Here is a 24,180-nt window from a genome sequence, read left to right as displayed (position 1 = left end):
ATCGATTCCTGAACATCAAAAATCAATCTGCGCCGACACCCTGAATGTCCTCGGTGCCCCCGGCAGCAAATACCCACCCAGCGACTGCGTCACGTCGCGCCAGTAGAATTTGTCGAACGCATTGTCCATCCGCGCCCGGATGATCGTGTTCAAACCACCCGCACGCAGCAGGTACGATGCGCCAAACCCGGCCACGTGATAGCCCGGCACCTTGACGCGATTGGCCGGATCGAACACCTTGTTGCCCGAATACTGCCACTGCGCGTCCAGCTTGAGCCCCGCCACTTGCGGCACTTCGTACTCGATCCACGCAGACGTGCGCAGTTCCGGCACATTGGTCACGCGCTTGCCTTCGGTGCTGGCGTCGCCCGTGTTCTTCTGGTCCGTGTCGAGCGCCATCAGCGACAGGTTGTAGTTCAGGCCGGGCAGGGCGCGGCCCTGCGCCGACAGTTCGACGCCGCGGTGCGTCTGCTCGCCCGCGCGCACGAAGACGTTGGCGGCGTTCGTGTATTCGAGGCCCTGGGTAATTTCAAACACGGCGCCTGACAGCGCCAGCTGTTCGTTCACATTGCGCTTGACGCCAAATTCGAATTGCTTCGAGCGGCTTGGCGAGAGCACTGTGTTCTGGTTGACGGTCTCCATCGGTGCGATGCCGCCGTATTGCAGGCCGTGGCTGATCGAGCCGTACACGCGCCAGTCCGGCGCCGGTGCATACACGAGCGCCACGTTCGGCAGCGCGAACGAGTCTTTTGATTTCACGCGCGCCTGGTCGATTTCTTCCAGCGCGTCGAGCTTGAGCTGGACGTAGCGCACGCCGGCGTGCAGCGTCCAGGCCGGTGACAAGGTCAGGATGTCCTGCACAAACAGCGAACGTTCTTCGGTCGCGCGGCGCTCTATCACCGGGCCGGTGACGCGGCTGCTGTCCACCGGCGGCACGATCTGGTTCTGCCAGATATTGCTCGAGCCGACGTAGTCGTAGACGTATTCGCCGAAGCTGTCGTGACGTTCGGCGTAAGCGCTGCCGATCGTCAGCGCGTGGCGCACGGCGCCCGTGTCGAAGCGGCCCTGCAGCATCGCTTGCGCGCCCCACGGCGTCTTGCGCTCACCGGTGCTCTGGAAGTCATACACGTCATAGTCGCCGTTCGAGCAGTAGCCCGGATAGTAGCCGTCGCCCTCGTTGCTGCAGCCGTACGGGAAGGCGGTGAAGTCGTCGCGCTTGAACCAGTGCTTGTTGGCATTGACGGTCGCAGTCCAGCCGTCGCTGATGCGGTACTCGAAGCGCAATCCAAGGTTGCTGCTGTCGGTGTCGACGGGGCGCGTCCATGGCTGGTCGTTGAGCAGCGTTTTCGCCGAGATCCCGGTGGGCAGGACTTCGTTGCGCAGCAACTGGTAGCCGGGGGCGGTAACTTGCTCCTTGTGCTGGTGATCGACGTCGATCTGGAACAGCGCGTCGGGCGATATCTGCCAGTCGAAGGCGGCCGAAATGAACTGGCGCTTGCCGTCGGCGCCGCGCACGTAGGATTTCAGGTCTTCGGCGGCCGCATTGAAGCGGTAGCCAAAGCGGCGGTCGGCGAAGCGTCCGCCCAGGTCGACCGCGCCGTACACGGTGCCGCGTTCGCGCACTTCGACGGTGGCCGAGCGCAGCGGCGCATTGGTCGGGCGCTTGGTGACAAAGTTGAGCATGCCGCCGGGCGCCGCGACGCCCGCCTGCAGGCCGGCCAGGCCGCGCAGGACTTCGATGCGCTCCTTGTTCTCGAGCGGGATCTGCGTGTCGCCCGAGATCGCGATCATGTCCTTGCGGTAGCTGGTCGCATTGTCGAGCGTAAAGCCGCGCACCGAAAACTGTTCGGCGTAGCCGATGGCGTTGTAGGCGTCGCCGATCGAGGCGTCGTAGCGGCTCGCATCGCTGACGCTGCGGATCGACAGGTCCTGCATCTGGCCCTGGCCGATCGAGGTAATCGACGCCGGCGCGTCGAGCAGCTGCGTTTCGGCGAAACCGCCGACGCTGGCGCGGTCGAGCGCGATCCATTTGCTGCTGGTGACGACGACCGAGGGGATGGCGTCCTGCGCAAATGCAGCAGGCGTGACAACGAAGGCCTGCACGATGGCGCAGGCAAGGACTGGGTGCTTCAGAGTGAAGGTCATGGTGTGCTCGTGTTTGCGCGCCACGAGGGCGCGCCGCTTAAATTCAAGCCGGAGCCAACGTGGGGGAAGGGCAAACGAACGGGAGGGCTGCTTTGCGCTTTCCTTCGCTGGCATTATCCAGATCAGGTACGAAGGGTATGTCTCACCCGGAACAATGTTCCAGGACCCCTAGCGAAGGCGCGAGTGTAGCACGGCGCTTGGCGGCCGTGGTGAATCTGGCAAGCGTCGTGAAGCTTCAGGCTTGTGCGGTAGTGGGCGCTCTGGTCGCGGCGGCAGTCGTGGGGACCGACGCCATGCAGCGCAGCAGCGCGCTGTGGGCGGCTTCGGCAATCGCGCGCCATTGTTCGCGCCGCTGGGCGGCGCGCTTGCGGTGCTTCGATGGCATGTCGGCCAGTGGCTTGAGGTAGAACGGCAGCGTGATCTGGTAGTGGCGCGCATCGTGTTCGGCGCCGCCGAGAATCCGCCAGAAGCCATCGTAGCCGCTCTCGAAGGTCGCGTGCTGGTCTGCCCGGTACGCCGGGTGCGCGGTGGCGCGCAGCGCGAGCACGCGGTCGATGCCCAGCGCCTGCGCCGCGCCCTGCAGGGCGGCGAACGCGAAGAAGCTGGGCGAGTTATTCGGGAAGGCGCGTTCGAACGCATCGAAGGCCGGACCGGCATTGCGCCACAGGCCCGCGTTGTGGGTCACCAGCGGCACGCTCGCCACCGGCAGCGCGAGTTGCGCGCCGTCGGTCCAGGTCCAGGACAGGCGATGCAACACCGCGTCATTGGCGAGCAGCGTCAAGGTCAACCCATTCTGCGAATCGTCGCGCTGCGCCGTGCGCAGTTGCAGCGCAAAGCGCCCATGCTCGCTATCGTGCTGCCACAAGATCAGGCCGGCACTGCCATGCACCGCATCCCGGTACGTCCGGTTGAAGGTCGTCTCCTCGAAGCGGCCGTGGGAATCGAGGGACTGGTGCGCGCGCCAGTGGCGCAGGGCGTGCCAGCGTTGGGTCAATCGCGCGATGATCATGGGCGCTCCATTGGACAGAAAGTGACGGGCGAACTTTATTAAATTAGTTCCTCAGTGCAATTATGTTCCCGATTGCCAACGTGTGCTTGGAGAAAGTGTAATGATTCGTCAGGAACCAACACGATTCGGGGCAGTGGCCCTGCTGACGGGGTTCAGTGCCCGAAAGGACGTTGCTCAATAGCCACAATCGGTCCATGTCTGTGGCGCGCCACGCTTGTCGGGTTACGTTGACCGCCGCGAATACCCGCTTGCCATCGGGAGCAGGTCATAATGGCGGCACTTATTTATCAGCACGAAAGAACATCCATGACGCACAACCAGCCGCCGGACGGCGCCCTCGCGCAGGGCCCTGTGACCGAGAACGAATCTGTGAATGACACGCAGTCCCGCAGCATGCACCGCACGGCGTCCAGTCGCGTCGTCGGCCAGGCATCGCGCGCTGCGACCGCCAAGACGGCCAAGGGCAAGGACAAGGACAGCACGGGCAGTCCGCAAAGGCCGAACGCCACCCAGGTTTCGGCATGGAAGAAAGAAAACAAGGCCTCGATTGCAGAAACGGCCAAGCATTTCAACCTGCCGCCAACGATCGCCAAACGGTGGTGCGCAGTCGCCTGAAGCCAGGCAAAGTCCGCATGGCCGGCGTACCGTGCTTCCCGGCCTTCCTGTTCGGTCTACCATGACTTTTCTCCATCAACAGGAAAAGCAATCATGGTGCAACCCTACGAACTGTTTTACTGGCCGTCAATCCAGGGCCGCGGCGAATTCGTACGACTGGCGCTGGAAGAAGCGGGCGCCGATTACGTCGACGTGGCGCGCCGCGATGGCGGTGTCGATCTGCTGATGTCCGCGCTCGAAGTCGGCGACCATCCTTCCTTTGCCCCGCCATTCCTGAAAGCCGGTGAGCAGACCATCGGCCAGGTGGCCAACATCCTGCTGTACCTGGGGGAGCAGCATGGCCTGGCGCCACGCACCGAACCTGGCCGGCTCTGGGTCCACCAGCTGCAACTGACGATCGCCGACCTGGTCACCGAGGCGCACGACACGCACCACCCGATCGCCTCGATGCTGTACTACGAAGACCAGAAGCCCGAGGCCAAGCGCCGCGCGGCCGATTTCGTCGAGACGCGCATCCCCAAGTTCATGGCCTATTTTGCGCGACTGCTGGCCAATCCCGAGCCACGCGATTACCTGCTGGGCGAGCGCGTGAGCTATGCCGACCTGTCGCTGTTCCAGGTCATCGAGGGCTTGCGCTATGCATTTCCCAACGCGATGAAGAAGGTCGAGCAGGAGCATCCCGAGCTCACCGGCCTGCGCGACCGGGTGGCGGCGCGGCCAAGGATTGCGGCCTACCTGGCATCGCCGCGCCGCATACCGTTCAACCAGGACGGCATCTTCCGCCGCTATCCTGAGCTGGACGCGTAAGCAGGTCAGTGCAGTACGACCGCTGCGGTGGTCACACCTTTAGCTGGCACGCCATCGCGCCGGTCGAGCCACCCGGCCAGCGTCGTGAGCAGCAGGGCGCCCACGACCACCAGCGCACCGATCCACGGCGTGGCCATCAGGCCGAGGTGCGCAACAATCAGGCCACCGCCCCAGGCACCCAGCGCGATGCCGACATTGAAGGCGGCGATGTTCAGGCCGGACGCCACATCGACCGCCTGCGGCGCATCGCGTTCGGCGCGCCGCACCACATACACCTGCAGGCCCGGCACGTTGCCGAAAGCGACCGCGCCCCAGGCCAATACCGTGATCAGCACCAGCGGTTTGCTGGGCGCTGTGAAGGTCAGCACGAACAGCACCAGCGCCAGCAGCGCGAACACGATCTGCAGTGCGCGCACCGGTCCGAGACGATCGGCCAGCTTGCCGCCCCAGATATTCCCGGCCGCGACCGACACGCCATACACCAGCATCACGAGGCTGACGGTCGACGCGGCGAAGCCGGACACTTGCTGCAGGATCGGCGCCAGGTAGGTGAAGGCGATGAAGCTGCCGCCGTAGCCGAGCGTCGTGATCGCGTACACCAAGAGCAGGCGCGGCTTCTTCAGCACCGCCAGTTGCGTCAACAGCGGCGCCGGCTTGCTGCCGGCGATATCGGACGGTACCAGGATGGCGCTGCCGATGACGGCAATCACGCCCAGCAGCGACACCGCCAGGAACGTCGCCTGCCAGCCGAAGTGCTGGCCGATGAAGGTCCCGAGCGGCACGCCGGTGACCAGCGCCACGGTCAGGCCGGTGAACATCAGCGCGATCGCGCTGGCCGCTTTTTCCTTCGGCACCAGGCTGGTGGCGATGGTCGAGCCGATCGAGAAGAACACGCCGTGCGCCAGGCCAGTGAGCACGCGCGCGGCCATCAGCGCCGTGTAGTCCGGCGCCATCCAGGCCACCAGGTTCCCGATCGTAAACAGCACCATCAGGCAAAGCAGGAGCTGCTTGCGCGGCACGCGGCCCGTCATGGCCGTGAGCAGGGGCGCGCCGATGGCTACGCCCAGTGCGTAGAGGCTGACCAGGAGGCCTGCCGAGGGTACCGACACCTGCAGGCTGGCGGCGATGGTGGGGATCAGGCCGACGATGACGAATTCAGTCGTCCCGATGGCGAAAGCGCTCAATGCGAGCGCCCAGAGTGCGAGTGGCATGGTGTTCTTTCTGAGAGATGGCAGGCGTGCAGTGTGCCGCCTTTGCCAGCCCGGAAAAACAGGTCCGGCTACAATGGACTTTTGATTCGGAGTCATCAATGATCGACGTGGATGCGCTGATTGTGTTTTCGGCAGTCATGGATACGGGCTCGTTTTCGCGTGCTGCCGAGCGCCTGGGGCAGACGCCGTCGGGTGTCTCGCGCACGATCTCGCGCCTCGAGGGCAGCCTGGGCATGACGCTGATCCAGCGCACGACGCGGCGCCTGCAACTGACCGAAGAGGGCGCCTGGCTGCTGGGCCGGGCGCGGACGATTTTGGCCGACCTGGCCAATACCGAGGCCGAAGCGGCGGCGCGCCGTTCGCAGCCGGCGGGCCTGGTGCGCGTGAATGCCGCCACGCCGGCGCTGGGCCACCTGCTCGCGCCGCTGGTCGCCGAGTTCCTCGATGCGTATCCGCTGATCGCGCTGGAACTGGTCAGCGGCGAAACCTATGTCGACCTGATCGAAGAGCGGGCCGACCTGGCGATCCGTATCGGCGCGCTGCCCGATTCGACGCTCAATGCGCGCCGCCTGGGCACGGCGCGGCTGCGCGTGCTGGCCTCACCCGCGTATCTCGAACGCCATGGCGCCCCGCCTGACACTGCGGCGCTGGCGAGGCATCGCACGCTGGGCTTCACGGCGCCGGCGTTGTTGAATACCTGGCCGCTGCGTCATGGTGGCGGCGAAGGCTGGACGATCACGCCGCAGGTGGTGGCGTCGAGCGGCGAGACGCTGCGGCAGCTGGCGCTGCATGGCGCGGGGATTGCATCGCTGTCGGATTTTCTGACGCGCGCGGATGTCGCGGCGGGGCGGCTGGTGCCGGTGCTGGAACAACACACCCTGCCGTGGACACAGCCCGTGTGGGCCGTGTTCTACAAGCAGGGTGCATTGGCGCCGCGGGTGGCGGCGCTGGTGGACTTCCTCGCCCACAGGCTGGGCGAGGTGCTGGAACGCTAGGTCAGAACGCGTAGGTGGCGCGGCCGTAGATATAGCGGCCCGACCGACCGAACGGCGCATACGTCGAGAATGGCGTATTGCCGGTGGTGTTGAGCGACGGCGGCAGTGTCTCGGGATACTGGTCGAACACGTTGTCCGCGCCCAGCGCCAGGGTCAGCTTCGGCGTGACCGCCAGGCGGCCTTCCAGGTCGACCGTAGTCTTGGCGCCCATCTCGAAGTCGAATGCCGCCGTGGTGCCTGGCGAGAGCACTTCGCCGTAGCGCGTGGCGCGCAGCGTCGCGCCCCACTGGCCCAGCTTCCAGTTCACGTTGGCGCTGACCTTGTTCTTCGGCTGGCCTTTTTCAAGCGACAGCACGTTGAGGCGATCGAACAGCACCGGTGCCGGGCTCAGGTTCGAGAGCTGCTCGGTCGTCGGCGTCTTGGTCACCTTGGTATCGGTGAAGTTGGCGGCCAGCGTAAAGTCCAGCTTGCCCGCATCGCCGGCGTTGTACGGCATGCTCAGCACGATGTCGACGTCCTTGGTGGTGGTGTCGACGCCGTTGATGAAGAAGCGCCCGCCGCCCACGCCGATGAAGCCCTGGCTGGCGATGTAGTTGCGCACGTTCGTCTGCGTCAGGTTCTCGGACAGGATGATGCGGTCGTCGATGTCGATGCGGTAGGCGTCGACCGTCAGGCTGACGGCGCCGAACCGCATCACGGCACCGAGCGACGCGTTGATCGATTTCTCGGCGTCGAGCGGCTTGGCGCCCAGCGCGACGGCGACCGGATCGTCCGGGCGGAAGGTGGTGATCTCGAACGGTACACCGTTGATGAAGTTGGTCGAGGTCGCGGTGAAGTTCTGCTGCTGCGGCGACGGCGCGCGGAAGCCGTTCTGGATCGCGCCGCGCACGGCGAAGTTGGGGTTGAAGTCGTAGCGCAGCGCGAGCTTGCCGGCCAGGCTGTTGCCGAAGTCCGAATAGCGCTCGCCGCGCACGGCCACCGATGCCAGCAGCTCGGGTGTGACATTCGCTTCGAGGTCGATGAAGGCGCCGATGGCATTGCGGTGCGCATCGACTTCATTCGATGGCCGGAAGCCCGGGAACACCTGGGCGCCCGGCGCCGTCGGCGTACCGTTCGGTAGCAGCGCGCCACCGAAGCTGTACGACTGCTCTTCGCCGGCAAACAGCTCATAGCCTTCGCGGCGCGCTTCGATACCGACGGCCACGTTCAGCGGCGACGAGATTGACGCCATCTCGACGCTGCGCACACCGGTCAGGTTCAGCACGGCCTGGTCGTACGAATAGCCGCCCGCATAGAACGCCGTCTTGCTGGTCGGCCCAAGGGAGCGGTTCAGCGTGTTCTCGATGGTGTACTCCATCTTGTTCTTGCCGTAGCCGAGCGAAGCATCCATGTCCCACGCGCCGGCAACCCAGGTCACGCCGCCGGTGGCCGAGAAGTCTTTCACGGTCGGGGAGATCAATGGCAGGAAGCCGTCCGGGTAGATCGACTGGATATTGCGCGCGTCCTGCGGGATGCGGGCGTAGCCGGCCGACGTGGCATCGCGGTCCTGGTAACTCGCCCAGCCATACACCTTGACGCCGCCGCCCATGTCATTGCCCGCATTGGCAAACAGCGTGGACTGCTTCATGTCGGGTTCACCGGTCCACGCATTGAAACGGTTGATCGTGTTCTCGCGCGGATCGAACGCGCCGTTGACCAGTGCGTACTGCTGGCGCATGTCGTAGCCGGCACGCTCGGTGCGGTTCTGGTCGCGGAATTCGCCGGCGATCGTCAGGTAGCCAGTCTCGCCCAGCGCCAGGCCTTTCCAGATGCTGACCGTGGCGGTCTGGCCATCGGTGCGCTTGCGCGAGGCCGGCGCGGTCCAGGTGCCGCCGGCCGGTGGCGCTGCGTTGTACAGATCGTATTCGGTCTTGTTGGTGCCGTAGTTGACGGTCGCTTCGCCGCCCGTGCGGTCGGTGCGCAGGCGCATGTTGACGACGCCGGAGATCGCGTCCGAGCCGTACTGGGCCGCAGCGCCGTCACGCAGCACCTCGACCGATTTGACGATGGCGGTGGGGATGGTGTTCAGGTCGACCGCTGCCGAACCGCGGCCAATCGAGCCGTTCACGTTCACCAGCGACGACGCATGGCGGCGCTTGGAGTTCACCAGCACCAGGGTCTGGTCGGGCGACATGCCGCGCAGCGTGGCAGGGCGAATGGTGTCGGTGCCGTCGGTCAGCGCCGGGCGCGGAAAATTCAGCGAAGGCAGGGCCATCGACAGCGCCTGCGTCAGTTCGGTGCTGCCCGAGTTCTTGAGGGTTTCGACCGAGATCACGTCGACAGGTGCGGTGGTATCGAGCACGGTGCGGTTGGCCACCCGGGTGCCGGTGACGACGACTGTCGCGGACGCTGCGGTGGTCTCGGCTTGGGGCGCCTCCTGGGCGTGGGCAAAGCCTGCGCACAGCGCGGCAATGGCAAGGGCAACTGCTGTCTTTTCCGTCTTTGCTCTCTGCATGGTGCTGATCCTTTTTGTTCTGACACGGTAGTCCACTGGGAAGGTCGAGGCCGGGACCTCGATTCCATACTGGACAGCGCTCGCCGGGGTGTCAATTCGTGCTAATCGCGAATGACGTAATTACAACAGTTGCCGAATGTCAGGTTCGTGTAAGGGCAAAGGCGCACGCGCGGACCGGTCTTTTTTTTTCGTGCCGGCCCCGTGTATATTCGATAGCGCGGCAGGTTCCGCCAACCAGAAACCAACCACCAGAGACGATGACAGCCCTGTTCCCGAATTTCCGCGCCCTGCAAGTCGAGGTCGACCCGACCGTTACCATCAACGCCATCGTCGGCGGCTCGGGCCCTCCGCTCCTGCTACTGCACGGCCACCCGCAAACGCACGCCATCTGGCACCGCGTCGCACCGCGCCTGGCCGAGTACTTCACGGTGGTGGCCTGCGACCTGCGCGGCTATGGCGATTCGTCCAAACCGCAGGGCGCGCCGGACCACGCCAACTACAGCAAGCGTGCGATGGCGGCCGACATGGTGGCGGTGATGCAGTCACTGGGATTTGCCACCTTCCACGTGTTGGCCCACGATCGCGGCGCGCGCGTTGCGCACCGGATGGCGCTGGACCATCCGCAGGCCGTCGAGCGGATGGCGCTGCTGGACATCGCGCCGACTCTGGCGATGTACGAGCAAACGTCGGACGCCTTTGCGCGCGCCTACTGGCACTGGTTCTTCCTGATCCAGCCGGCGCCGCTGCCCGAGCGCCTGATCGAGGCTGACCCCGCCGCCTACGTGCGCGATGTGATGGGCAAGCGCAGCGCGGGCCTGGCGCCGTTCGACCCGCGCGCGCTGGCCGAGTACCAGCGCTGCCTGGCGTTGCCAGGCGCCGCGCACGGCATCTGCGAAGACTACCGCGCTGCGGCGACGATCGACCTCGAGCACGATCGGGTCGATCGCGATGCCGGGAGCCGTCTGGCGCTGCCGCTGATGGTGCTGTGGGGCGAGCAGGGCGTGGTCGGACGCTGCTTTGATCCGCTCGCGGAGTGGCAACGGGTGGCGGCTGATGTGCAGGGCGGGGCGCTGCCGTGTGGGCACTACATTGCCGAGGAAGCGCCGGATATGCTGCTTGAACGGGTGCTGCCGTTTCTCGCGCAACACTGAACCTGAGGATAAACAGCATCGAGATAGGCAGTCGATATCTGCGCAGTAGCGACCCTCACCGAATGCGGGGCGGAGTGGCTTGTCGGCGAGCACGAAAAACTTGCGCGATCGCCCTAGCATTTCGCGATCACGAATGGTATTCGCGAAAACACGTTTGGTGTCTGCTTGAATAAAAAACGACAGCCAGCATGCGATTCTGTGCGAGCGCCTTGTTGGCCAGTAGATCCGTCGGCGGAAACCTGACCGGCCAGGCCGCCGTCGGCCCCTTGCTCCGCGCGCACCAGATCGACGTGGCTCAGCTCACCGCCAACGATGATGGTAGCGCTGACGACATAGAGGCCTGCTAAAGTGCACCTGCTTGTTCTCCCGAGATCGCATAGTCCGGGTCCGGGTTAGGTGGGAGATAACTTTGACCATGTCGGCGTTGTTCTAACAGGGCACGCTAGGAATACCCTCTCCACTGATTAGATCGACACCGACCCAGCACCGATAGCCCATGCCCGTCTCCGAAGCCTTGAGCGCTGTGAAGGTACACTGAACTGCCCCTTTCGCCCGCTCACGGTCGCCGTTCGATGTGCTGCACATATCTTGCGCACGTGCGTCGGGACCAATCGAGTCAAAAATTTCCTTGGCCGCCTGCCCCCTGAGCAGGATGCTCAATTTGCGATCTTTCGCCGTAGGGGGCTCACTGTACGCGACAGTTTCACCGGAAAATATTCGATAATTCGCCCCGGGTATCGGAGTCCACCCTCCTAGCGTATCGGACGCCAGCGCAGACAGCGTGGCCAATCCGCACACGGCGATTGCTGAGATAGCGCGTCGCATATCATCCCCTTAGTCCGACATGAAAGTGGTCGTGATGGCCCCGCATAGTGCGAACGAACGGTATCAACATGTCGTTGAACCAGACCACTTGGACTGGTGTGAACGCACGAAACAACTCGATAATTTTGGTCGTTGCTGCTCGGTCTTACTCTGGAGAGAAGCAGCTTACCGGACATTCGACGCCGTCTTTGCGAATAGGCCGTAAGTCAACTTGTAGCCCATCCAAATGAGTAGCATGCTCGCCATCGTCGCGCATGTCGGCTCGGCTGATATTGCCAACACCAACGCGGCGCGGGTCTATCTTCTGCCATTCGTGCGCTACACGCAGGATGGCGGTCATCATAATCGGGTGGGCGTATTGGTACCCGCCACGATCAGGTCTTTTATCCATCGTGCCGTAGGTGTAATAACCAACGTCACGAGCCGCTCGCGGCAGCATGAAGAACCCGCACGAATCTTGGGTGGGTCGCAGCGGATCAGGTTTCAGATCAGTCATGATCACTCCGGCTAAGCACACGATTTGTTGCAGGACAGATCCCATCCATCAGCAGTTTGGCCGACTACGCCGTCGCCGATTCTCTGCTGCGAGTTTTTCCATTTTTTTTCGCTAAATTGCAGGGAGACGTGGTCAAGCAGAAGCATCCCCTCGGTCGCCATCTGTTCCATGTCCGCGATCATTACATTCTCCAGTTCGACCTCGGAGTAGTTCACGCGCTTGTCTCCATCGGCACGCATGAATTCGAGCTTAGCCTTAGGGATCGTCTTTCCGTTTGCGCAATGCTGCATCAGCGCCGGTGACGCTAGATCCGACGACTTAGCCAGCGACATGCCGCAGTACTCGCTGCGGCCCGCCGTGCGTCCGCCGACACCCGAGCCGGCCGATATTAAAGGTTGCTTCGCACTCCATTGGACTGACATAATTTCGATCCGTCCTGAATGCGTGGAATCGGCAAACTCACCTTTGATACCCTCGATATGCAAATAGACGTCGATTGCCATGTTGAGCTTTCAAAAAATGGGAGGTAGCAAATTTTGAACTCATCCCTTGCAGTGAAATTTGGCTTGCCACAAGCTAGTCCAAGTTGCTGATCGGACTCTCTCCCAGCTATAGCAAGCTTTTCCGAGGAAGCCGGCTGTACCGGTTGCAGGTCTGGTTGATGCCAAACGCTGCGCACGCGAGCTTCACCGTAGCTGACCGCTCTGTCACGGCCTATTGGGCCATCTCTCACTCCTGAGATAGCGCTACCATTTCTTTTTTGCGTGCCTCCGAGACGATCTCGGCCTTGAGGTGTTCCTTGACATACATCTTATTGAGGCGACGGTTTTCTTCTTCTTCTAGCTCGTTCATGCGTGCCATCAGCGAGACATCCATCCCACCGAACTTGGAGTTCCACTTGTAGAATGTAGCATTGCTGATGCCGTGCTCGCGGCACAGCTCTGGTACTGGGCTGGCGGCTTTGGTTTGCTTGAGGATGGCGATGATCTGGCTGTCGGTAGAGCGGGAGGTCTTCATGCAGAGCTTTCTGTGCCTTAAGTAGAAAATTCTATTTCTGATCGCGCTTTTTTTGTTTGGGGGGAGGGATTACCCCACGACTACCCGGCCAAACTAGGAAAACTCCTTGGCGCCGCCACGGCGCCCCGCACCGGCCGGTTGCCGGTAATCTGGAGAAAAGACATGGGCGAGTGGTCAGAATATTTTGAGGACTTTTCAGAGGAAAATCCGGGCAACTATGTGGGCGGGAAATTCGATCCTGCAGCCGTCAACTCGCAACGTGAATTGCAGCAGAAAGCTGCAAACCGACTCGAAGACGAGCAAAATCGGCTGAACGCCGAGATTGTGGCAATCGTTAAAAAGCATAAGCCAAACTGAGCCCGGAAAAGACCAAGGATGAACGTCGACTTACTGTCTGCAGCCGCGATCGGTGGTGTTGTAGCATCCTCAATTATCGGGGTTATGTTGAAATTCCTCCTACCTGGTTATTTGGGAGAGAAGGGGAAAAACCTGGCAACAAAGGAAGACATCGGGCACATTACTGACAAGATCGAAGCGATAAAAGCACAGTACGCTCTTCTAGTAGAGGCAGCTAAGGTCGACAATCAACTTCGCGTGGCTGCATTGGATGCCCGTCTGCAAAAGGCGCAACAAGCCTTTACGCTATGGCGCGAATTGGTTAATTCGACTCACTCTCGCCATTGCGCTGCTGTCGTCCTGGAGTGCCAAACGTGGTGGGAAGATAATTGCCTGTACCTTGAGCCGTCAGCACGTGAGGCTTTCTCATCCGCATATGCGGCAGCACACATTCACCAAAGCCTGCTGGACAGTAGATCCGATGCTGAAGCCGTCAAGGCCAATTTTGCCAAGATAAAGGCAGCAGGTGACGTTATAGTAAAGTCGGTATCCCTTCCCGGTCTTACGAGGGAGGAGCAAGCCGATCTCAATGCGTCAGCTTGATAGGAAAATTAGCCCACAGCGCCAGTGAGCGTGATGGTCGCGCACACCCCGCGCCCATGCTCGCCATCCTCCAGCGAAATCGTCCCGCCGTTTCTCGCTGCGCCCCGTTCCGCAATCGCCAGCCCCAGTCCTGAACCCAGCTGCTCCTGCCCCGGCACCCGGTAGAACCGCTCGAACACTTTGTCGCGTAGATCGGGCGCAATGCCCGGCCCTCCATCGCAGATCGCCAGCCGGTAGCCAGAAGCCGCGCGGGTCAGGCGCACGGTGATGCGGCCATCCCGCGGCGAATACTTGATTGCATTGCTGATCAGGTTATCGACCGCCGACGCCATGCTTTCCAGGTGCAGCGGCAGCGCGCCACCGGCGTCCGGGGCAGCGTCGAATTCGATCTCGATATTGCGCTGCACCGCCAGGTGCGCCGCCGTCGCCACGCGCTCGCGCACGAAGTCGGCTACGTCCGTCAGCGGACACGCCTGCGCCACCTGCGGTTCGGCCCGGGCGCGTTCGAGCGCCAGCAACTGGTGCACCGTGTGCGTGGCGCGCGCGACGCCACTGCGCAAGCCGGCCGCCGGTTCGGCGCAGCGCTCGGCCATTTCGGCGCCGGCGCGGCTCATCAAGACGTGGGCGTTGATCTGGATGGCCGCCAGCGGCGTCTTGAGTTCGTGCGCGGCATCGGTCAGGAACTCGTGTTCGTGCTCGATGCGCTGACTCAGGCGATGCATCAGGCCGTTGATTGCCACCACCAGCGGCGAGAGTTCCTTGTACTTCGAGTCGGGCAGCGGCGTCAGGTCGGCGTCCGTGCGCTGGGCGATGCTGGATGCGATCGAGCGCAGCGGCCGCAGGCCGATGCCGACGATCAGCCACGCCGGAATCAACAGCAGCGGCAGGCTGAAAAAGGTCGACGAGAGCAGGAAGCTCACGCCCCAGATGGTCAGCATCCACTCGTCATCGACTTCGTGGCGGCGCTCGACGACGATGCGGTTGGCCGCGTCATGCGCCGTCCAGCCCACCCACGCGTAGGCGCCGCGCGCGGCCACCTCGGGCAGCACGTCCGGCAGCTCTGGCATCGAGTTGTAGAGCAGGCGGCCATCGAGCCAGACCCGTACGCGCACGCGCGAGTGGTAATCGAGCTCCTTGAACATGCGCTCGCGGTTCACCTCGACCGCGGCGAGGGCCGGCAGCATGCGTTCGGGCCGGGCGCCGGTGTCGACCAGGTGCGACAGGATGTTGAGCGTGTGCGCCTTGTTTTCGCTGAAGGTGCGTGTGCGCTGCGTGACCTTGGCTTCGTAGAACATCCACAGCACGCCGATGATCGCGACGCTGACGATTACGCCGGCAAAGCTGAACATCAGGCGCCGGAACAGCGAGGACTGCCTAAACGTCACGCTGCACCATGTAGCCGACGCCGCGCACGGTGCGGATCACGCCGTCGCCCACTTTCTTGCGCAGATTGAAGATGTGCACGTCGAGCGTCTGACTCTGGCCTTCGCCGGAGGGCAGGGCGCGCCGTTCGAGTTCGACGCGCGTGAGCACGCGGTTGGCCTGCTTCATCAAGGTAAGCAGCAGCGCGAATTCGGTTTTTGACAGCGTGACGCTCTGGCCGGCGCGCGTGACGAGCATGCGGTTTTCGTCCAGTTCGATGTCGCCCGCCACCCACAGGTTTTCTTCGAGCGCGCCGTGGCTGCGGCGCACGATCGCGCGCAGGCGCACCAGCAGTTCGGGAATCTCGAAGGGCTTGATCAGGTAATCGTCGGCGCCCAGGTCGAACCCTTTCAGGCGGTCCTGCAGGCTGTCGCGCGCGCTGATGATCAGGACCGGCAGGCGCACACCTTCATCGCGCAGCGCGCGCAGCACGTCGGTGCCGTCGCCATCGGGCAGGCCCAGGTCGAGCACCACGGCGTCGAACGATTCGGTGCGCATGCGCGCGGCCGCGCCCTGGGCCAGGCGCAGCCAGACTGCCGTGTGGCCTTCGTCCTGGAACACCGACAAAAGTGCCTGGCCGATCGCCAGATCGTCTTCGATCATCAGAATTTTCATGCCGGAAGTGTAGCAGTGCGCTGCGCTTCGGGCGTCGCAGCGAATCTTCAGATTCGCTTTAGCCATACGTTGACCGCGCATCCCCGATGCCGGACTATCCGGGGCGACCGCTTTCAGGTTGAAAATGCAATAGAAAACAAGACGAGACAGGAGACGAAGGATGCGTACCAGTTTATTGAAGATGAGCCTCGTGGCGCTGGGCATGGTGATCAGTACCGGCGCGTTCGCCGCTGAAGATCTGATGGCCACCGTCGAGTCGCCCGGCAAGGTGCTCAAGGTGTCGTTGCAGGTCGCCCCGGACGGGCGCCTGTCGTACCAGGTCGAGCGCAATGGCCAGCCGGTCATCGCCCCGTCGCGCCTGGGCTTCGTGCTGGCCAGCGACAAGCCGCTCGATGCCGGCTTCGCAATGGAGCGTCACCTGGTCACGGCCCATGACAGCACCTGGGAGCAGCCGTGGGGCGAGCGCCGCACGGTGCGCAATCATTACAGCCAGATGCGCGTGGATGTGCACCAGAAGAAGGATGGCCGGCGCCTGGCGATCGTGTTTCGCGTGTTCGACGATGGCGTGGGCTTTCGCTACGAATTCCCGAAGCAGGCCAACAACCGCGCCGTGCACATCGCTGACGAGCTGACCGAATTCGTGGTGGCGCAGCCAGCCACCGCCTGGTGGCAGCAGGCCGGTGAAGTCTGGGCGCTCGAATACCCGATCCAGAAGACGCCGCTGCGCGAAGTGGGCATGGCCAACACCCCAATGACGGTGCGCATGGAAAACGGCACGCACATCGCCTTCCACGAAGCGGCGCTGGTCGACTACGCGTCGATGTGGCTGCGCCGGGTCGAAGGCCAGCGCCTGCGCGCGCACCTGACCCCGTCCGCCAATGGCGCGCCGGTCGTGCGCACTGGGAGCTTCACGACGCCATGGCGCACGATGCAGATCGCGGGTGACGCGGCGGGCCTGTACATGTCCGACCTCGTGCTGAACCTGAACGAACCGAACAAACTGGGCGACGTCTCGTGGGTCAAGCCATCGAAGTATGTCGGCGTCTGGTGGGACATGCACCTCGAAACCAAAACCTGGGCCGCGGGCGATCGGCTCGGTGCGACCACCGAGTACACGAAGCGCTACATCGACTTCGCTGCGAAGAACGGATTCCGTGGCGTGCTGGTCGAAGGCTGGAATCCGGGCTGGGACAGCGACTGGGCCGGCAACGGTGCGGACATGGACTTCACCCGTTCCACCCCGCGCTTCGACCTGCCGGCACTGGCAGCGTATGGCAAGCAGAAGGGAGTGCACCTGATCGGTCACCACGAGACCGGCGGCAATATCGCGCACTACGAGAAGCAGCTGGATGCGGCGCTGCGCCTGTATGCAAAGAACGGCGTGGACAGCATCAAGACCGGCTACGTGACCGACGGCGGCGCCGCCCAGTTCATGGGCAAGAATGGCAAGGTCCACTTTGGCTATACGGATTCGCAAGAGGGCGTGCGCCACTACCAGAAGGTGGTCGAGGATGCGGCGCGCTACAAGATCGCGATCAACACACATGAGCCGGTCAAGGACACGGGCCTGCGCCGCACGTATCCGAACTGGATCTCGCGTGAAGGTGCGCGCGGCGTGGAGTACAACGCCTGGGGCAATCCGGTCAACAGCGTCGAGCACGAGGCCAATCTGGTGTTCACCCGCATGCTCAGCGGTCCGCTTGACTATACGCCGGGCATCCTGAGCCTGGAGGGCAAGGACAAGAAGCCGTTCAACTCGACCCAGGCCAAGCAGCTGGCCAACTTCGTCGTGATCTATTCGCCGGTGGTGATGGCGGCCGATCTGATCGAGCACTACGACCGCTATCCGGGCGCGTTCAAGTTCATCCGCGACGTGCCGACCGACTGGGACGATACGCGTGTGCTGCATGGCGCCGTGGGTGAATACGCGACCATCGCGCGCAAGGACCGCAACTCGAGCGCCTGGTACGTCGGCTCGGTCACCGACGGCAATGCGCGCACGCTCGATCTGCCGTTGTCGTTCCTCGATGCCGGCAAATCGTATGTGGCCGAAATCTACCGCGATGGCGACAAGGCGGATTACCGCAGCGAGCGCCGCTTCGACCTGGTGATCGAGAAGCGCAATGTGAAGAGCACTGACACCATCAAGATGGTGCTGGCGCCGGGCGGTGGGCAGGCGGTCCGGCTGGTGCCGGCCGGCTGACCAACCGTTAGTCAAAGAACCGGCGCCCGCGGGCGCCGGTTTTCGCATATCCTGTCGGACTGTTCTGTCCACCCGCGTCGTCCATGTCCACATCTTCCTCGCCGTCCAGCACCACCTCCGCTACCACCCCGGCCGTCCCGGGTGCGGTCATGCAAATCCTTCTCTCGGTTGCCTTTGTCCACCTGCTCAACGATTGCGTGCAGGCGGTGCTGCCGTCGATCTACCCGCTCCTGAAGCACGAATTCAACCTGACCTTCACCCAGGTCGGCCTGATCACGCTGACGTTCCAGTGCACTGCCTCGCTGCTGCAGCCATGGATCGGCCTGTACACCGACAAGCGGCCGATCCCGTTCCTGCTGCCGGCCGGGATGTGCGTGACGCTGTTCGGCGTGGGCCTGCTCGCGTGGGCGAACAGCTATCCGATGCTGCTGGTGGCTGCCGGCATGATCGGCGTGGGCTCGTCGACCTTCCACCCGGAAGCCTCGCGCGTGGCGCGCCTGGCGTCGGGCGGGCGCTTCGGGTTTGCACAGTCGGTGTTCCAGGTTGGCGGCAATGCCGGCTCGGCCCTGGGGCCGTTGCTGGCGGCGGCGATCGTCGTCGGCCGCGGGCAGGCCGAGATCGCCTGGTTCATGCTGCTGGTGCTCGTTGCGGTGGCGGTGCTGGTGGGCGTGAGCCGCTGGTACAGCAACCACCTGATGAACATGGTCAAGAAGGCCGCGCTGCATGCCGGTCCGGCGCTGCCGCGCAAGAAGGTGATCCAGGCGCTGGTGGTGCTGGCGCTGCTGGTGTTCTCCAAGTACATCTATATGGCGAGCCTGCAGACCTATTACACCTTCTTCCTGATCGAGAAGTTCAAGCTGCCGGTTGGCACCGCGCAGATGTACCTGTTCCTGTTCCTGGCATCGGTGGCGCTGGGCACGTTTGCGGGCGGGCCGATCGGCGACAAGATCGGGCGCAAGCGCGTGATCTGGTTCTCGATCCTGGGCGCGGCGCCGTTCACCATCGCGCTGCCGTACGCCGACCTGTTCTGGACCGGCGTGCTGTCGGTCGTGATCGGACTCGTGATGTCGTCGGCATTCTCGGCCATCGTCGTGTTCGCGCAGGAGCTGGTGCCCGGCAAGGTCGGCCTGATTTCGGGCATCTTCTTCGGCCTGATGTTTGGCATCAGCGGCGTGGGCGCGGCCGCAATGGGCACCATCGCCGACGTGCACGGCATTGCGCAGGTGTACCAGATTGCCTCGTTCCTGCCACTGCTGGGCATCCTGGCCGTGCTGCTGCCGCGCATCGACGCCCGGCGCTAGCTGCCTGGCGCTATGATGGGTGTTTCCAACGACTGAGGAAGCATCCATGCGCCAGGACATTGAACGCATCGCCGCCTTCGACGACCACGGTCAGGGCGGTAATCCGGCCGGCGTCTGGATCGGCGCTGCCTTGCCGCCGGTTGCCGAGATGGCCGCGATGGCGCGCGACGTCGGTTTTTCCGAAACCGCGTTTGCTGCGCCGGAAGGCGAGGGGTGGCGCGTGCGCTATTTTTCGCCTGCTTCCGAAGTGCCGTTCTGTGGCCATGCGACGATCGCCCTGGGCGCTGCGCTGGCGCGCCGACATGGCGCTGGCCGCTTTGCGCTGACGCTGAACGCCGCCGCCATCAGCGTCGAGGGGTGGCAGGATGGCGCCCGGCTGCAGGCGGCCCTGCAGTCGCCGCCCACCCGCAGCCGGCCCGCGCCGGCCGATCTGGTCGACGCCGCGCTCGCGTTGTTCGGCTACGTGCACGCTGACCTCGACCCGCGCCTGCCACCCGCATCTATCCACGCCGGCGCCGACCACCTGTTTCTGGCGCTGTCCAGCCGCGCTGCGCTGGCGGCGATGGCGTACGCGCTCGACGCCGGCCGGACGCTGATGGCCGCCCACGGCCTGGTCACGATCGTGCTGGCCTGGGCCGAACACGATAATCTGTTTCATACGCGCAACGCTTTTGCCTCCGGTGGCGTGCTGGAAGATCCGGCGACGGGTGCTGCGACGGCGGCGCTTGCCGGCTATCTGCGCGATCTCGGCTGGCCCCATGGCGGCCGGATCGAGGTCGTGCAGGGCGAAGACATGGGCATGCGCTCGCTCATTTTTGCCGAATTCGGCAATGAAACTGGCGGCTCGATACGGGTCTCGGGCAGTGCGCGGATGCTGTGATGATCGCCGCCGTTATGCAGTGCACATGGTCCTCGTGACGCAGCCATTTTTCCCGGTTTCCCGCTCATTCAAACTGAAGGTGAAAAGTACGCCTGCTCCGCAAATAGATTCTCCGTAAGCGGATTGATAATTGACTCCAGTAAATTTCTGTTTCAATCAATCAACCCAGGAGTCCCGCCATGGAGCAGTTCACCGCCGCCGTCATCAACCCAGCCACGCTGTCGCGACCACGTTCCGTGCGTCCCCCGGCCGCCGGCAGCGTGACCGAACGATTGCCGTTCACGATCCGCCGGGTACAGACCCAGGCCGACCTGCAGAAGGCCGTGCGGATCCGGCACGCCGCCTATGCGCGCCACGTGCCGGATTTCGCACGCACGCTGGCGCAGCCTGAAGCGGCTGACTTCGATGCCGACACGATCGTGCTGCTGGCCGAGTCCAAGCTCGATGGCACGGCGATCGGCAGTACCCGCATCCGTACCAATTTGCACCGGCCGCTGGGTGTCGAAGAATCGGTGGTGCTGCCTGACTGGCTGCAGGGCAAGCGGCTGGTCGAGGCAACCCGGCTGGCCGTCGACGAAGGGCGGGTGGGGCGCATGGTAAAAATTGCATTGGTCAAGGCGTGTTTCATGTATTGCGAAGACAACGCTATCGACTTCTCGGTGGCGACGGGCCGCCCGCCGGTCGACCGGCAGTACGAGCAGATGCTGTTCGTCGACGTGTTCCCGGAAGATGGCCTGGTGCCGCTGCGCCATGTCGGCAATATCCCGCACCGCGTGATGGCCTTCGAGATCGCCACCTTCCAGCAGCGCTGGACCGAGGCGCGGCATCCGATGCTCGACTTCTTCTTCAACACGCTGCACCCGGATATCGACATCGGTCCGGTCGTCGTCCCATCGGTGCAGGAATGGCCGGCGCGGGAAGAACTGGCCGTTGCCTGAGACCCTGTCACACGGCGCGGTATCGACGTTTGTTCAACTACGAAGGGCATGACGGCACTACGCTAAAGCTGTATCCTTGCGCTTTAATGGCCGTCGTTGTCTGCACGGTGGTCACGCGCATTACCAAGGCCGCTCATGCCCAAGCTTTCCCATCAGTTTCGTGCTTCGCTGCCATCCGCGTTGCAAGCGGCGGTCGAACTGATTCTCAAGATATTTTCTTACTACCTCATCCCGATCGGGATCGCGGTGGTGTCGCTGATCGCGCTCGTTTTCTGGCACGACGAATACCGCACCAGCGGCGACGTGCCGTTGACGATGCATGTGCTGGCCGATCCGGCCGGCACACTCGATCCTGCCAGCGCACTCGGGCAGGCGCGCCAGCGCCCGCTGACCAACACCCATGACACCCATCTGTCCGAAGCACCGGTCTGGTTCGTCGTCGAACCGATGCCGCGCCCGGGCGCACAGGTGCTCGAATTCCCGTCGCGCCATGCACTCGATATCGCCTGCTGGAATGCCGCCTCGCTGGCCCCGCTGGGCACGGCCAGCCGCAGCGACAGCACCGGCCTGCTGCGCGCCGACAAGGCCGGCTTCGCGCTGAGCGTCGCGCCGTTGCCGCGCCAGCTGCTGTGCCGCGGCACGTTCGCGGGCCCGGCGCGCCTGACGGTCGTGCAGTGGCCCATCGAACAGTACGCGCTGTCGGTCAAGCAGTACCACCGCAAGTCGGGGCTGCTCGATGGCGGCATGATCGTGCTGGCGCTGTTCATCCTGATCACGGCCCTGATCAACCGGCAGCCGGTGTACGTCATGTTTGCCGGCTGGCTGATCCTGAACCTGCGCGTGGGGGCGCTGTCGGCCGGCTGGGACATCCAGTGGCTCGGCCAGGCGGTACCGTCCGACTGGCTGCTGCGCAGCCGCGCCGTCACGTTCACGATGTACGGCATCGCGACGCTGACGCTGTACCAGGCGCTGCTGAAGGATCACCTGGCCGAGATGCGCTACGTGGTGCCGATGCGCGTCATGCAATGGCTGTGCATGCCGATGCTGGCCGCCGCCATCCTGGTCCCGTATGGCATGTACCTGCCGCTGATGTGGGGCATCCTGGCGTGCTGCTTCTCGTTGATGACGATCGGCCTGTTCAAGATCATCGTCGAATCGCGCACGCGGGTCGCGGCCTGGTTCGCGGCGTCGTTCGCCGTCACCTTCATGGCGTCGCTGGCCGAAGTCGCGTCGGCCGCGTTCGGCATGCGCGAGCTGCTGGGCGTGATCAACAGCGTCACCGCCGCGCTCGCATCGAGCCTGCTGGCGGCGCTGGCGGTGGCAGAACAGATGCGCATGGAAACCGAGAAGCGCCAGGAAGCGCAGGAAGAACTCGAGCATGCGTACAAGGCGATGCCGGTGGGCCTGTTTACGCTTGATATCTACGGCCACTTTTTGAGCGTGAATCCGGCGCTGCAGAAAATGCTGGGCATGACCGACTTCACGGCTGGCCGTACGGCGTGGCGCCAGTACTTCACGGAAGCGAGCTGGGCCGCGCTGCACGAACAGGTCCATGCAAAAGTCGAAGCCGAGATGGAGCTCACGAGCCGCGACGGCGGCCAGCGTTTCCAGGTCAGCGCCACGCTGGCCAGGTCGCGCATCGAGGGCGTGCTGCAGGACACCACCGAAAAACACAAGGCCACCGAGCAACTGCGCTTCATGGCCAACAACGATCCATTGACCAAGGTCTTCAACCGGCGCGGCATCGAGCGCGAGTTCAGCAATGCCAGCGCAAGCCTGGCCGCCGGCCGGCCGATGGCGCTGGCATATGTCGACCTCGACCGCTTCAAGCTGATCAACGATCTGTTCGGTCACGGCGCCGGCGATGAAGTGCTCAAGCAGGTGTGCGAACGCATGGGCGCGATGCTGGCCGGCGGTCAGCAACTGGGCCGCGTGGGCGGCGACGAATTCGTGATCGTGATGCCCGAGACAGCGATTCCGCTGGCCTCGATCATCATTCGCGGCATCGTCGACCGGCTCGGCAGCACGCCATACCGCGTCGGTGACAAGGCGTTCCACGTGCGCGCGTCGGTCGGCCTGATCGAAGTGGTGCCGGGCATGCCGATGAAGGATGCCGTCTCCACCGCCGACCGCGCCTGCCGCGAAGCCAAGACCGGCACGGGTGACGGCCTGGTCGTGTACGAGCGCGACGCCGATGCGTTCCGTCAGCGCGCCGCCGAACTCGACCTGGTCGAGCGCCTGTCGGGGCCGGCCGCCACCGATGGCCTGCTGCTTGAGATGCAGCCGATCATGTCGCTGCGCACGCCGTTCGAATCGCTCAATTTCGAGGTGCTGCTGCGCATGCGCGAGCCGGATGGCCGCATCGTGCCGGCCGGCGCCGTGATTGTCGCCGCCGAAAAGAGTGGGCGCGCGAGCGTGATCGACCGCTGGGTGCTCACGAGTACGCTGGCCTGGATCGCCGAGCACAACGACGAACTGGTCAATACCCGCTTCGTCTGCATGAACCTGTCGGGCGCATCCCTCAATGACGAGCGCTTTGTGCAGGACACGTTCGACATTCTCGGCCGCTATGTGCACGTGGCCAGCCGCCTGTGTCTCGAAATCACCGAAAGCGTTGCCTTGCACGATCTGGACAACACGCGCCGCTTCATCGACCAGGTACGTGGCTTCGGCGTGAAGGTGGCGCTGGACGACTTCGGCGCTGGCTACACCTCGTTCTCGTACCTGAAAGAGCTGCCGGCGGACGTGCTCAAGATCGACGGCAATTTCATCGTCAACATCAATGCGCATCCGGCCAATGTGGCGATCGTCGAGGCGATCGTGAGCCTTGCCGTGAATCTGGGCATGAAGACAATCGCGGAATGGGCCGAGGACGCGGCCACGGTCCAGACGCTGCAGGAAATCGGTGTCGATTACGTGCAGGGGTTCGTCGTGGCGCGCTCGATGCCGCCCGAGCGCATTCTGGAGGGCCGCTCCAGCGCCAGCTTCATCCAGGATGCCGCGTTGCTGGCATTGTTGAGCGAGTGGGACAAGCCGCCCACGTCACATCTGGCCAGCGTCACGCGCTTGCATTAACCGGTCACGCTCACAGTAGCTCGTTCAGCCAATAAAAATGCC

The 24,180-nt window shown here is 63.8% G+C and carries 19 protein-coding genes, 1 pseudogene and 1 riboswitch; of the genes and pseudogenes, 11 read left to right on the top strand and 9 right to left on the bottom strand.

Going from position 1 to position 24,180, the window contains the following annotated elements; translation table 11 throughout:
- Positions 1–15 precede the first annotated feature (15 nt).
- Together AC1MGT_RS03540 and AC1MGT_RS03535 are read right to left on the bottom strand one after the other, a co-directional pair.
- Entirely contained in the window at positions 16–2,145 is a 2,130-nt protein-coding gene (locus AC1MGT_RS03540) for a TonB-dependent siderophore receptor (RefSeq protein ID WP_499503031.1), read from the bottom strand.
- Between the two features lie 82 nt (positions 2,146–2,227).
- Positions 2,228–2,325: riboswitch (TPP riboswitch) on the bottom strand.
- Positions 2,326–2,380: 55 nt separating this feature from the next.
- Positions 2,381–3,154: a DUF535 family protein gene (locus AC1MGT_RS03535; RefSeq protein ID WP_499503030.1), complete on the bottom strand. Its 774-nt coding sequence runs from the start codon at positions 3,152–3,154 to the stop codon at positions 2,381–2,383.
- Positions 3,155–3,460: 306 nt separating this feature from the next.
- Between AC1MGT_RS03535 and AC1MGT_RS03530 the strand changes: the two genes are divergently transcribed.
- Together AC1MGT_RS03530 and AC1MGT_RS03525 are read left to right on the top strand one after the other, a co-directional pair.
- Positions 3,461–3,769, top strand: a complete 309-nt coding sequence (locus AC1MGT_RS03530) for a hypothetical protein (RefSeq protein ID WP_499503029.1) — start codon at positions 3,461–3,463, stop codon at positions 3,767–3,769.
- Positions 3,770–3,862: 93 nt separating this feature from the next.
- Complete coding sequence (locus AC1MGT_RS03525) at positions 3,863–4,576, top strand: glutathione S-transferase (protein WP_332531101.1); 714 nt, start codon at positions 3,863–3,865, stop codon at positions 4,574–4,576.
- A 5-nt stretch (positions 4,577–4,581) separates the two neighbouring features.
- Here the strand turns inward: AC1MGT_RS03525 and AC1MGT_RS03520 are convergent, their stop codons facing one another.
- Positions 4,582–5,787, bottom strand: a complete 1,206-nt coding sequence (locus AC1MGT_RS03520; RefSeq protein ID WP_499503028.1) for an MFS transporter — start codon at positions 5,785–5,787, stop codon at positions 4,582–4,584.
- Between the two features lie 98 nt (positions 5,788–5,885).
- On the opposite strand from AC1MGT_RS03520, the gene AC1MGT_RS03515 reads away from it, so the two are divergent.
- On the top strand, positions 5,886–6,782 hold the full coding sequence (locus AC1MGT_RS03515; protein ID WP_499503027.1) for a LysR family transcriptional regulator: 897 nt from the start codon (positions 5,886–5,888) through the stop codon (positions 6,780–6,782).
- 1 nt (position 6,783) lies between these two features.
- Here AC1MGT_RS03515 and AC1MGT_RS03510 read toward each other — a convergent pair whose 3' ends face one another.
- Positions 6,784–9,276: a TonB-dependent receptor plug domain-containing protein gene (locus AC1MGT_RS03510; RefSeq protein ID WP_499503026.1), complete on the bottom strand. Its 2,493-nt coding sequence runs from the start codon at positions 9,274–9,276 to the stop codon at positions 6,784–6,786.
- A gap of 257 nt (positions 9,277–9,533) precedes the next feature.
- Here AC1MGT_RS03510 and AC1MGT_RS03505 point away from each other — a divergent pair, with 257 nt between their 5' ends.
- The gene (locus AC1MGT_RS03505; RefSeq protein ID WP_499503025.1) at positions 9,534–10,427 is read left to right on the top strand and encodes an alpha/beta fold hydrolase; all 894 of its coding nucleotides are present in this window, start codon (positions 9,534–9,536) and stop codon (positions 10,425–10,427) included.
- 970 nt (positions 10,428–11,397) lie between these two features.
- On the opposite strand, the gene AC1MGT_RS03500 is transcribed toward AC1MGT_RS03505, so the two are convergent.
- From AC1MGT_RS03500 to AC1MGT_RS03490, 3 genes and pseudogenes are all read right to left on the bottom strand, one after another.
- Positions 11,398–11,748, bottom strand: a complete 351-nt coding sequence (locus tag AC1MGT_RS03500) for a hypothetical protein (protein WP_499503024.1) — start codon at positions 11,746–11,748, stop codon at positions 11,398–11,400.
- A gap of 11 nt (positions 11,749–11,759) precedes the next feature.
- Positions 11,760–12,251, bottom strand: a complete 492-nt coding sequence (locus AC1MGT_RS03495) for an Hcp family type VI secretion system effector (protein WP_499503023.1) — start codon at positions 12,249–12,251, stop codon at positions 11,760–11,762.
- 136 nt (positions 12,252–12,387) lie between these two features.
- Positions 12,388–12,765: pseudogene (locus AC1MGT_RS03490) on the bottom strand (transposase); the annotation flags it as partial.
- A gap of 162 nt (positions 12,766–12,927) precedes the next feature.
- Here AC1MGT_RS03490 and AC1MGT_RS03485 point away from each other — a divergent pair.
- Positions 12,928–13,122 (top strand): hypothetical protein, encoded by a 195-nt coding sequence (locus AC1MGT_RS03485; protein ID WP_499503022.1) that lies wholly within the window; start codon positions 12,928–12,930, stop codon positions 13,120–13,122.
- 18 nt (positions 13,123–13,140) lie between these two features.
- The gene (locus AC1MGT_RS03480; RefSeq protein ID WP_499503021.1) at positions 13,141–13,704 is read left to right on the top strand and encodes a hypothetical protein; all 564 of its coding nucleotides are present in this window, start codon (positions 13,141–13,143) and stop codon (positions 13,702–13,704) included.
- Between the two features lie 8 nt (positions 13,705–13,712).
- Here AC1MGT_RS03480 and AC1MGT_RS03475 read toward each other — a convergent pair whose 3' ends face one another.
- Positions 13,713–15,089, bottom strand: coding sequence for an ATP-binding protein (locus AC1MGT_RS03475; protein WP_499503020.1), 1,377 nt, complete (start codon positions 15,087–15,089; stop codon positions 13,713–13,715).
- On the bottom strand, positions 15,079–15,729 hold the full coding sequence (locus AC1MGT_RS03470) for a response regulator transcription factor (RefSeq protein ID WP_499503019.1): 651 nt from the start codon (positions 15,727–15,729) through the stop codon (positions 15,079–15,081). The genes AC1MGT_RS03475 and AC1MGT_RS03470 overlap by 11 nt, the downstream gene beginning before the upstream one ends.
- Before the next feature lie 172 nt (positions 15,730–15,901).
- Here AC1MGT_RS03470 and AC1MGT_RS03465 point away from each other — a divergent pair, with 172 nt between their 5' ends.
- The 5 genes from AC1MGT_RS03465 to AC1MGT_RS03445 all read left to right on the top strand — a co-directional run bounded on the left by AC1MGT_RS03465 (position 15,902) and on the right by AC1MGT_RS03445 (position 24,138).
- On the top strand, positions 15,902–17,944 hold the full coding sequence (locus AC1MGT_RS03465) for a glycoside hydrolase family 97 protein (RefSeq protein ID WP_499503018.1): 2,043 nt from the start codon (positions 15,902–15,904) through the stop codon (positions 17,942–17,944).
- 149 nt (positions 17,945–18,093) lie between these two features.
- Positions 18,094–19,245, top strand: coding sequence for an MFS transporter (locus AC1MGT_RS03460; RefSeq protein WP_499503017.1), 1,152 nt, complete (start codon positions 18,094–18,096; stop codon positions 19,243–19,245).
- A 46-nt stretch (positions 19,246–19,291) separates the two neighbouring features.
- Positions 19,292–20,125: a PhzF family phenazine biosynthesis protein gene (locus AC1MGT_RS03455; protein ID WP_499503016.1), complete on the top strand. Its 834-nt coding sequence runs from the start codon at positions 19,292–19,294 to the stop codon at positions 20,123–20,125.
- 179 nt (positions 20,126–20,304) lie between these two features.
- On the top strand, positions 20,305–21,063 hold the full coding sequence (locus tag AC1MGT_RS03450) for an N-acyl amino acid synthase FeeM domain-containing protein (RefSeq protein ID WP_499503015.1): 759 nt from the start codon (positions 20,305–20,307) through the stop codon (positions 21,061–21,063).
- Positions 21,064–21,198: 135 nt separating this feature from the next.
- Positions 21,199–24,138: a putative bifunctional diguanylate cyclase/phosphodiesterase gene (locus AC1MGT_RS03445; RefSeq protein ID WP_499503014.1), complete on the top strand. Its 2,940-nt coding sequence runs from the start codon at positions 21,199–21,201 to the stop codon at positions 24,136–24,138.
- Positions 24,139–24,180 lie beyond the last annotated feature (42 nt).

The sequence above is a fragment of the Telluria sp. BA11 genome, assembly GCF_056680305.1.
This window is presented reverse-complemented; position numbering and strand designations above follow the sequence as displayed.